General features: G+C 68.2%; 11 protein-coding genes. 3 read left to right on the top strand and 8 right to left on the bottom strand.

Going from position 1 to position 9,735, the window contains the following annotated elements:
* Nucleotides 1-111: 111 nt before the first annotated feature.
* The 4 genes from ACWFRB_RS12210 to sdhC are packed head-to-tail and all read right to left on the bottom strand — an operon-like array spanning nucleotide 112 to nucleotide 3,501.
* Nucleotides 112-888: a succinate dehydrogenase iron-sulfur subunit gene (locus ACWFRB_RS12210; protein ID WP_077040951.1), complete on the bottom strand. Its 777-nt coding sequence runs from the start codon at nucleotides 886-888 to the stop codon at nucleotides 112-114.
* Nucleotides 888-2,639, bottom strand: coding sequence for a succinate dehydrogenase flavoprotein subunit (gene sdhA / locus ACWFRB_RS12205; protein WP_452641277.1), 1,752 nt, complete (start codon nucleotides 2,637-2,639; stop codon nucleotides 888-890). The genes ACWFRB_RS12210 and sdhA overlap by 1 nt, the downstream gene beginning before the upstream one ends.
* Nucleotides 2,640-2,654: 15 nt before the next feature.
* A complete protein-coding gene (locus ACWFRB_RS12200) occupies nucleotides 2,655-3,095 on the bottom strand; it encodes a succinate dehydrogenase hydrophobic membrane anchor subunit (RefSeq protein WP_452641275.1) in 441 nt (146 codons plus the stop codon).
* A 1-nt stretch (nucleotide 3,096) separates the two neighbouring features.
* Entirely contained in the window at nucleotides 3,097-3,501 is a 405-nt protein-coding gene (sdhC, locus tag ACWFRB_RS12195) for a succinate dehydrogenase, cytochrome b556 subunit (protein ID WP_452641273.1), read from the bottom strand.
* A 269-nt stretch (nucleotides 3,502-3,770) separates the two neighbouring features.
* Here sdhC and ACWFRB_RS12190 point away from each other — a divergent pair, with 269 nt between their 5' ends.
* Genes ACWFRB_RS12190 through ACWFRB_RS12180 form a run of 3 tightly spaced genes read left to right on the top strand, consistent with a single transcriptional unit; the run spans nucleotide 3,771 to nucleotide 6,576 of the window.
* On the top strand, nucleotides 3,771-4,190 hold the full coding sequence (locus tag ACWFRB_RS12190; RefSeq protein ID WP_452641272.1) for a cytidine deaminase: 420 nt from the start codon (nucleotides 3,771-3,773) through the stop codon (nucleotides 4,188-4,190).
* On the top strand, nucleotides 4,187-5,488 hold the full coding sequence (locus ACWFRB_RS12185; protein WP_452641271.1) for a thymidine phosphorylase: 1,302 nt from the start codon (nucleotides 4,187-4,189) through the stop codon (nucleotides 5,486-5,488). Before ACWFRB_RS12190 ends, ACWFRB_RS12185 begins: the two co-directional genes overlap by 4 nt.
* Nucleotides 5,485-6,576: an adenosine deaminase gene (locus tag ACWFRB_RS12180; RefSeq protein ID WP_452641270.1), complete on the top strand. Its 1,092-nt coding sequence runs from the start codon at nucleotides 5,485-5,487 to the stop codon at nucleotides 6,574-6,576. Before ACWFRB_RS12185 ends, ACWFRB_RS12180 begins: the two co-directional genes overlap by 4 nt.
* 4 nt (nucleotides 6,577-6,580) lie before the next feature.
* On the opposite strand, the gene ACWFRB_RS12175 is transcribed toward ACWFRB_RS12180, so the two are convergent.
* Genes ACWFRB_RS12175 through ACWFRB_RS12160 form a run of 4 tightly spaced genes read right to left on the bottom strand, consistent with a single transcriptional unit; the run spans nucleotide 6,581 to nucleotide 9,734 of the window.
* Nucleotides 6,581-7,849 (bottom strand): primosomal protein, encoded by a 1,269-nt coding sequence (locus ACWFRB_RS12175; RefSeq protein WP_452641268.1) that lies wholly within the window; start codon nucleotides 7,847-7,849, stop codon nucleotides 6,581-6,583.
* 10 nt (nucleotides 7,850-7,859) lie between these two features.
* Nucleotides 7,860-8,165, bottom strand: coding sequence for a YbaB/EbfC family nucleoid-associated protein (locus tag ACWFRB_RS12170; RefSeq protein ID WP_452641267.1), 306 nt, complete (start codon nucleotides 8,163-8,165; stop codon nucleotides 7,860-7,862).
* A gap of 22 nt (nucleotides 8,166-8,187) precedes the next feature.
* The gene (locus tag ACWFRB_RS12165; RefSeq protein WP_452641265.1) at nucleotides 8,188-8,520 is read right to left on the bottom strand and encodes a hypothetical protein; all 333 of its coding nucleotides are present in this window, start codon (nucleotides 8,518-8,520) and stop codon (nucleotides 8,188-8,190) included.
* Nucleotides 8,517-9,734 (bottom strand): NlpC/P60 family protein, encoded by a 1,218-nt coding sequence (locus ACWFRB_RS12160; RefSeq protein ID WP_452641264.1) that lies wholly within the window; start codon nucleotides 9,732-9,734, stop codon nucleotides 8,517-8,519. The genes ACWFRB_RS12165 and ACWFRB_RS12160 overlap by 4 nt, the downstream gene beginning before the upstream one ends.
* Between the last annotated feature and the right edge of the window lies 1 nt (nucleotide 9,735).

Genomic DNA, 9,735 nt, shown 5'->3' with positions numbered 1-9,735 from the left:
GCCGGGAACCGCGCCTCTTGTGCTGAATCCTCTACCGCGCGCTGTATCGGTAGGTCGCGCCAGCCGCTTCGCTACCGCGCGCTGTATCGGTAGGTCGCGCTAGCCGCTTCGCTACCGCGCGAACAGCAGCGCGCGCTTGACTTCCTGGATCGCCTTCGTCACCTGGATGCCGCGAGGGCACGCGTCGGTGCAGTTGAAGGTGGTGCGGCAGCGCCACACGCCGTCCTTGTCGTTCAGGATGTCCAGACGCTCCGAGGCACCCTCGTCGCGGCTGTCGAAGATGAACCGGTGCGCGTTGACGATCGCGGCGGGGCCGAAGTAGCTGCCGTCGCTCCAGTACACCGGGCACGAGGTGGTGCAGCACGCGCAGAGGATGCACTTGGTGGTGTCATCGAAGCGCGCGCGGTCGGCCTGCGACTGGATGCGCTCGCGGGTCGGCTCGTTGCCGGTGGTCATGAGGAACGGCTTCACGGCGCGGAACGCGTCGAAGAAGGGCTCCATGTCCACGAGCAGGTCCTTCTCCACCGGCAGGCCCTTGATGGGCTCGACCGTGATGGTGAGGGTCTTGCTCGGGTCCTTCGGCAGCATGTCGCGCATCAGGACCTTGCAGGCGAGCCGGTTCACGCCGTTGATGCGCATGGCATCGGAACCGCAGACGCCGTGCGCGCAGGAGCGACGGAACGTCAGCGTGCCGTCCAGGTAGCCCTTCACGTAGAGCAGCAGGTTCAGCAGGCGGTCGGTGGGCAGGGTCGGGACCTGGAAGCTGTCCCAGTGCTGGCCCTCGCCGTCCTCGGGGTTGAAGCGGGCGATCTTGAGGGTCACCATCACGGCGCCCTCGGGAACGGGAGGCAGCGCGGGGGCGTCCTTGTCTACAACGGGTGCGGACATCAGTACTTACGCTCCATCGGCTCGTAGCGGGTCATGACTACCGGCTTGTAGTCGAGACGGATGTCGGAGAGCAGACCGTCGCCTTCCTTGTAGGCCATGGTGTGCTGCATGTACTCGGCGTCGTTGCGGTCCGGGTAGTCCTCGCGCGCGTGGCCGCCGCGGGACTCCTTGCGGTTGAGCGCGCCGACGACGGTCACCTCCGCCATCTCCAGCAGGAAGCCGAGCTCGACGGCTTCGAGCAGGTCGCTGTTGTAGCGCTTGCCCTTGTCCTGCACGGTGATGTGGTTGTACCGCTCCTTGAGGGCGCGGACGTCCTTGAGCGCGTTGCTCAGCGTGGTCTCGGTGCGGAACACGGACGCGTTGTTGTCCATGGTCTGCTGGAGCTCGGTGCGGATGTCCGCGACCCGCTCGCTGCCGTGGTCGGAGAGGATGACCGCGAGCCACTCCTCGACCATCTTCGCCGGGTTCTCCGGCAGCGGCACGAAGTCGGTGTTCTCGGCGTGCTCGGCGGCCGCGATGCCGGCGCGACGGCCGAACACGTTGATGTCGAGCAGCGAGTTGGTGCCGAGACGGTTCGCGCCGTGCACGGAGACGCAGGCGCACTCGCCCGCGGCGTACAGGCCGGGAACGATGTCGTCGTTGTTGCGCAGCACCTCACCACGGATCTTGGTGGGGATGCCGCCCATCACGTAGTGGCAGGTCGGGTACACGGGCACCAGCTCGGTGACCGGGTCGACGCCCAGGTAGGTGCGGGCGAACTCGGTGATGTCGGGGAGCTTCTCCTCGAGCACCTCCTCGCCGAGGTGGGTCACGTCGATGTAGACGTAGTCCTTGTTCGGGCCTGCGCCGCGGCCCTCGAGCACCTCGAGCACCATGGAACGGGCCACGATGTCGCGGGGCGCGAGGTCCTTGATGGTGGGGGCGTAGCGCTCCATGAAGCGCTCACCCTCCGCGTTGCGGAGGATGCCACCCTCGCCTCGGACGGCCTCCGAGATCAGGATGCCCAGGCCCGCGAGGCCTGTCGGATGGAACTGGTGGAACTCCATGTCCTCCAGGGGCAGGCCCTTGCGGAAGATGATGCCCATGCCGTCACCGGTGAGGGTGTGGGCGTTGGAGGTGGTCTTGTACATCCGTCCCGAGCCGCCGGTGGCGAACACGATGGACTTGGCGTGGAAGACGTGGATCTCGCCGGTGGAGAGCTCGTAGGCGATGACACCCGTCGCGACGGGGCCCTCCTCGGTCTCCGTCAGTGCGATGTCGAGCGCGTAGAACTCGTTGAAGAACTCGACGTCGTGCTTGACGCAGTTCTGGTAGAGCGTCTGCAGGATCATGTGGCCGGTGCGGTCCGCGGCGTAACACGCACGGCGCACGGGCGCCTTGCCGTGGTCACGGGTGTGCCCACCGAAGCGGCGCTGGTCGATCTTGCCCTCGGGGGTCCGGTTGAACGGCAGACCCATCTTCTCGAGGTCGAGGACCGCGTCGATGGCTTCCTTGGCCATGATCTCGACCGCGTCCTGGTCGGCGAGGTAGTCGCCGCCCTTGACGGTGTCGAAGGTGTGCCACTCCCAGTTGTCTTCCTCCACGTTCGCCAGCGCGGCGCACATGCCGCCCTGGGCCGCGCCGGTGTGGCTGCGGGTGGGGTAGAGCTTGGTCAGGACCGCGGTGCGCACCCGAGGACCGGCCTCGATGGCGGCGCGCATGCCTGCGCCGCCGGCACCGACGATGACCACGTCATAACGATGTTCCAGCATGAAGTTTCTGCTCCCCTAGCTCGCGACGATATTGGGGTCGAAGGTGAAGATGACGTAGCTGCCCAGTCCCATGATCAGGATCATCGACACCACGAGAACCGTGTTGAGCCAGAAGCGCGTCGAATCCTTGCGCGAGTAGTCCGCGATCACGGTGCGCAGGCCGTTGCCGCCATGCAGCTGGGCGAGCCAGAGCATGGTGAGGTCCCACATCTGCCAGAACGGGCTGGACCAGCGACCCGCGACGAACGCGAAGTTGATGCGGTGCACGCCGTTGTCCACCATCAGCATGATGAACAGGTGGCCCAGGACCAGCACGATCAGCGCGAGTCCGGACAGGCGCATGAACAGCCAGGCGTAGAGCTCGAAGTTGTTCTTGGCGACGCGGCGCGGCGAACGCGGGTTCTCCAGGCTGGCGGGACGGTCGTAGGACGTGCCGAGAGTCTTGGCTTCAGTCATGTCAGTGCCCCGCAAACATGTTGTAGAAGATGCGACCGGCGCCGGGAATCATCACGACGAACCAGATCGCGATGATGATCCAGAGCATCGGGCGCTGGTACTGCGGACCCTTCGACCAGAAGTCCACGAGCATCACGCGGACGCCGTTGAGTGCGTGGTAGAGGACCATCGCGACCAGGGCGAGCTCCATGAGCCCGACGAGCGGGTTCTTGTAGGTCTCGATGACCTTGTCGTAGGTGTCCGGGTTGACTCGCACCAGCGCGGTGTCGAGAACATGGACGAAGAGAAAGAAGAATGTCGCGACTCCGGTGATCCGGTGTAGTACCCAGGACCACATGCCGGGATCGCCCCGGTATAGCGACCGTGTGCGCTCCTTGACTGGAGCGGCTTCAGTCGTGCTACTCATCGAGTGCTGTGCCTCCAACGTCTTTGGTGGACGTGTCGCACCCCCGTTTGGCTGTTTCATCTGGGACGACCCTGGAGTTTTCAGCCTTGGCGCGACGTGTACCTGAACCGACTGCCTGAACTGTAATCCTCGGCGAATGTGGGAACTAATTCGACAGGTGGTTCGTACGAACGGCTGCCGACATTCTTAGGTTTGCCTGCCCAATGGCCCGAGGTGCCGTTCTGGGGATCTTCTGCATCCATTCAGTGGGCGTGTCAGGATGGCTCACCGTGGCCGAAATTGATTGGAAAACGTTGCGCGACAATGCTGATCGCGCCATGAGATCCGCCTACGCGCCGTACTCCGGGTTCCCGGTCGGTGCGGCGGCGCTGGTTGACGATGGACGAATCGTCGTCGGATGCAATGTGGAAAATGTCTCATACGGACTCGGCCTCTGCGCCGAATGTGGACTGGTCAGTAACTTGCACTCCTCGGGCGGCGGCACCCTCGTCGCCTTCAGTTGCCGGGACAGCAGCGGTCAGACGCTGATGCCGTGCGGGCGGTGCAGACAACTGCTGCTCGAGCACGGCGGTGGCGACCTCCTGGTCGACGCTCCCGGCGGACCCGTGCCGCTCGCGGAGCTCCTACCTGCGGCGTTCGGGCCGCAGGACCTGGACCGGGTGCGGCAGGATTGGGGGGCGAGGGGATGACCGATCCCGTCTCCGTCATCACGGCCAAGCGGGATGGCTGTGAGCTCAGCGCGGCGCAGATCCACTGGGTGATCGACGCGTACACCAGGGGCGAGGTCGCGGACGAGCAGATGGCCGCGCTGGCCATGGCGATCGTCTTCCGCGGACTCACCAGGGCGGAAACCGCCGCATGGACGGACGCGATGGTCGCCTCGGGCGGCCGGATGGACTTCTCGCGCCTGCGCAGGCCGACGGTGGACAAGCACTCGACCGGCGGTGTCGGCGACAAGATCACCCTGCCGCTCGCCCCGTTGGTGGCGGCCTGCGGCGCGGCGGTCCCGCAACTGTCCGGGCGCGGCCTCGGCCACACCGGGGGCACCCTCGACAAGCTCGAGTCGATTCCGGGCTGGCGCGCCGACCTCGGGGCCGAGGAGATCCACTCGATCCTGGCGGACCCCGAGGTCGGCGCGGTTGTGTGTGCCGCGGGCTCGGGTCTGGCGCCCGCCGACCGGAAGCTCTACGCGCTGCGCGATGTGACCGGCACCGTCGAATCCATCCCGCTGATCGCCAGCTCGATCATGAGCAAGAAGATCGCGGAGGGGACAGGGGCGCTGGTTCTAGATGTGAAGGTCGGCTCCGGTGCCTTCATGAAGAACCTCGACGACGCGCGCGAATTGGCGTCCACCATGGTCGATCTCGGCGCGGACGCCGGGGTCCGCACGGTCGCCCTGCTGACCGCGATGGACAGCCCGCTCGGCAACACCGCGGGCAACGCCCTCGAGGTGGCGGAGTCGCTGGAGGTGCTCGCGGGCGGCGGGCCTGCCGATGTCGTGGAACTGACGCTGACGTTGGCCAGGGAGATGCTCGCGGCGGCGGGCATCGACGGGATCGACCCGGAGCGGGCGCTGCGCGACGGTCGGGCGATGGATCGCTGGCGGTCGATGGTCCGCGCACAGGGAGGGGACCCACACGCCGCCCTGCCGACCGCCCGCCATCACGAGGTCGTGCGGGCGACCGAGTCCGGCGTGCTGACCCGGCTCGACGCCATGGCCGTCGGTGTCGCGGCCTGGCGGCTCGGCGCGGGCCGCGAGCGTCAGGGGCAGAGCGTTCAGGCCGGTGCGGGGGTGCGCTGGCACGCCAAACCCGGTGAGACCGTCGCCGCTGGTCAGCCGCTGTTCACGCTGTACAGCGATACGCCTCGCCTGTTCGAGCCTGCGCTGGCCGCGCTGGCGGGCGCGTGGAGCGTCGGCGACACGCCGCCGTCGACGCCACTGGTCTTCGAGCGGATCGGCCTGAGCGGGTCTAGCGTCGGAGCATGAGCCCGACACCGCTCGATCTCGCACACATCAGGACCGCGCCCAAGGCCCTCCTGCACGATCACCTCGACGGGGGACTGCGGCCGGCGACCGTGCTCGAGCTGGCCCAGCAGGTCGGCTACGACGCCCTGCCCGCCGCCGACGCCGACTCGCTGGCGCAGTGGTTCGCCGAGGCCGCGGGCAGCGGTTCCCTAGTGCGCTATCTGGAGACCTTCGAGCACACGGTCGCGGTGATGCAGACCCCCGAGGGGCTGGCCCGGGTCGCCAGGGAGTGTGCCGAGGACCTGGCCGCGGACTCCGTGGTCTACGCCGAGGTGAGGTTCGCCCCGGAGCAGCACCTGGAGGCGGGGCTGAGCCTCGATGAGGTGGTGCACCACACGCTGCTCGGGTTCGAGGAGGGTGTGGCCGCGGCACGCGAACTCGGACGCGAGCTCCGGATCGGCTGCCTGCTCACCGCCATGCGGCACGCCGCGAGGTCGCGGGAGATCGCGGAACTGGCCGTGCGGTTCCGGGATCGCGGGGTGGTCGGATTCGACATCGCGGGCGCCGAGGCCGGGCATCCGCCGAGCAGGCACCTCGACGCCTTCGAGTACATGCGGACCAGCAACGCGCACTTCACCATCCACGCGGGCGAGGCGTTCGGGCTGCCGTCCATCCACGAGGCCATCGCGTTCTGTGGCGCGGATCGGCTCGGCCACGGGGTGCGGATCACGGACGACATCACCGTGGCCTCGGACGGCACCGCGAGCCTCGGCCGGCTTGCGAACTACGTGCGGGACAAGCGCATCCCACTGGAGCTGTGCCCGAGTTCGAACGTGCAGACCGGTGCGGTGGAGAGCCTGGAGAAGCACCCCTTCGACCTGCTGGCGAGGGAGCGCTTCCGCGTCACGGTCAACACCGACAACCGGCTGATGAGCGCGACCAGCATGAGCGAGGAGATGCTGAAGCTGGTCACGACGTTCGGCTACGGCTGGAGCGACCTGGAGCGGTTCACGATCAACGCGATGAAGTCCGCGTTCATCCCGTTCCCCGAGCGGCTGCGCCTGATCGACGAGGTGGTCAAGCCCGGCTACGCGGTGCTGATCGGCTAGCCGATCACTCGACCCGCAGGCGCGCCTCGAACTCGCGCTCGAGCACCCGCCAGGCCTCCGACTCGGCGTCGAACGGCGGGTTCGGTGCCATTCGGGTGGGGTCGGGGTTGAGCGTGTAGGAGACGTACCAGCCGAGCGGGGTGGAGGCGGCGAGGGCCTGCTCGGTGGAGTCGTCGTCCGCGTAATCGGCTGCATCGGTGAACAACTCGACCGCCAGGTCGAGCTGGTCCGCGTCGACCGACTTGGGTCCCTGCGCGAGATCGTCCGCGAGGCCCGGCAACACGTAGACGTTCTCGTCGGTGACCTCGATCTCGAGCGCGCCGTCGACCGCCGCCGTCTGCACGTCCGAGTAGGTGCTCACCTGTGCGAGGTCGTGGTCGTGGTTGTCGGCCAGGTAGCGGGCCAGCGCGCGCTCCGAGGTGAAGACCAGGATCCGGCCCGACCTGCCAAGGAAGATCGGATCGTCGTCGAGGTAGCACCGCAGCGTGTAGTACTCGGCGCCCGAGGTGATGATCTTGATCGGATCGATGCCGACGGACCCCCAGAACGATTCGTCCTCCGCGGCCAGGGCGATCGGGTCGACGGTGTCGTCGTCGAGGTCGACCGTCATGAACTCGAGGTCGTCGTCCTCGTCGGATTCCTCCGCGGCGTCCTCCGCGTCGACGATGTTCTCCTCGGCGGCAAGGATTTCGGCCTCGGCAACGGCGACGGCGGCCTGGTCGACCTCGGGGGTCGCGACGATCGCGTCGATCGCGTCGAGCACGTCGTCCCAACCGCCGGCGACCGCGGTGCCGATCTGGATCCACAGCTCCTCGCCGTCGCGGCCCGCGAAGGCGTTCACCCCGCCGGGCAGTGCCCCGAGGACGGGATGGCCGCCGAAGAACTTGGTGACGGCGTCGAGCTCGCACACCTCGCCGATGGTGCGCACCATCTCGAGGGTCTCCTCGAGTTCGGCGATGGTGAGGGCGTCCGGATCCCCCGCGGCGAGCTCGGGCACGCCGACCAGGTCGTAGACGTGCGTCTCGTCGGGTTCAAGCTCGGAGGCCCCCAATGCCGACAACGTCGACCAGGACGGGTGCTCGACCAGGTCGTTGTCCGAGTTGGTGCGCGTGAACGCGGCCAGTTCGGCGACCGACTCGAAGGCGTAGAGGTCCTCGTCGTGACCGAGGAACGCCTCCCACTCGTCGTCCCCCTCGCGCCACCGGGGAGCCCACAACGTGACGAGGTCACCATCGGTGAGACCGAGCTGGATCGGGACGATGTCTCCTGCCATGGCTGGCAGCCTAGTCGGTGAACGCGGCCTGCAGCGACGCCAGTATCCGTTCCCGGCGGTCGGCCACCATCTGGGCTGCCCTGGCCGCGGTGGCGGTGATCATCGCCGCGAGCTCGCGGGAGTCGACATGGGCGATCGACTCGGAGATCCAGAGGCCGCTCATCCCGCCGTTCTCATCGACCTCGACGCTCACCAGTCCCGATTCGTGGGTCACCCGGGCCCGCGCGCGGGTGAGGTCGTGCAGCGCGTCCTCGAGGCTGTTTGCCAGGCCGGTGGCACGCTCGACCACGAGGTCCATCTGGTGTCCGCTGTTCACGGCGTCACCGTCCTTCGTTCGCTCACAGTTGCCGCATCCAGCTGGTGGGGGCGGACTCTTCCTCGTCCTCCGGGTACGCGGCGGCGGCCAACTCGTTCCTGGTGGGCAGGCCGAGCGCGTCGAGCACCTCGGATGGCACGCCCTGCTCGGTCAGGTCGGCACGCCTGCGGACCTTCGCCTCCGCTGCGGCACGCTTGCACACCTCGAGGACCGAGGCGGCCAGTTGCGTTCCGCCATAACGGAGTTCGCGCTGGTCGATGTTGATCGCCAGGGGCAGACCCTGATCGGTGGCGCGCACGGTGACGGTTCCCGCGCGGTTTCCCACCGTCGCCACCGCGACGTCGTCGGCGCTCATTCGGTCGGCCTGTAGAAGCCGTGGAAGCCCATGCCGATGTTCTCGGTGCGGACCGAGCTCACCTGCACCGGATCCCCTGCCTCGACCATCTGACCGTTTCCGATCACCATCGCGACGTGGCCGTCCCAGACGGCGAGGTCACCGGGCTGCAGGTCGGACTGGCTCACCGGGACGCCGACGTTCTGCTCCTGGGCGAGCCGGGGGATCTCCACGCCTGCCTCGCCGTACGCCCACTGGGTGAGCCCCGAGCAATCCAGGCCCTGCCCTGGAGTGGTACCACCCCACTCGTAGGGCACGCCCTGCTGGCTGAGCGCGTTGCGGACCGCGTCGGCGGCCTCCCGGTTCGGAGCCATCGCGGTGCTGCCGTCGGGCAGGAAGATCTCGACGCCATCGCTGCTACCGAGCGAGTCCGAGCTGCTGCCGGTTCGCTGGCGGGTGGGGGCCTTGCCGATCTCGGGGGGAGCGGTGCCCGAGCCCCGCCCGAGCGGGCTGCCGCCGCCGAGCCCGCGTCCGGTCTGGCCCATCGCGCCGCTGAAGCCGGAGTAGGCGTTGCTCGGAGCGGACGAGGCGGCGTTGCCGAAGCTGTTGCCGAAGCCGCTGAACGCGTCGCCGCGCTGCTGCAGCGAGGACGCGGGAGTGGTGGTGGCGCCTGCGGATGCCGTGGGGCGGATCGGTGCCTGTGCCGCACCGGGGTCCGCGGGGTCCGTGGACTGCTCGGGCGCGGTCAGCGCCGTCATCTTCGCGGTGTGCGCGGTCAGCTCGGCGCGGACCCGGGCGACGACCGTCAGCCCACGGGAGAGGTGATCGATCGCGGCGGCGATGATCATGATCTGACCGGGCGGGGTGGTGAGCGTGGGGCCGGCCGCGACGGCGACCGAGATGAACGACTGCAGGATGCCCTCGAGCTCGACCATCCCGGTGTTCACGTCGCGGGAGGCGACGGTGAGGACCCCGGCGATCTCGTTGCCCCGATCGGAGAGCTGGACCTGCTGGGCCTGGGCCCGGTCGGCCTTCGCCACGGCGGCATCGGACGCGACACCGGTCCACACGCCACCGAGTTCGGCGATGCCGAGTTTGCCGACCGCGTATGCGGAGTCCAGCGCGATCGAGGCGATCTTCATGGCATCGGCCGGTCCGCCGGACGGCATCACCCCGCTGCCGAAGGTCTCCACGAGTTCGATGATGGGGCGGGCGAGGAGGTCGATCCCGATCATG

The organism is Rhodococcus sp. NPDC055112, from assembly GCF_053607505.1.
Note: the sequence above shows the minus strand (reverse complement) of the source record. Positions and strands in the feature narration are given on the sequence as shown.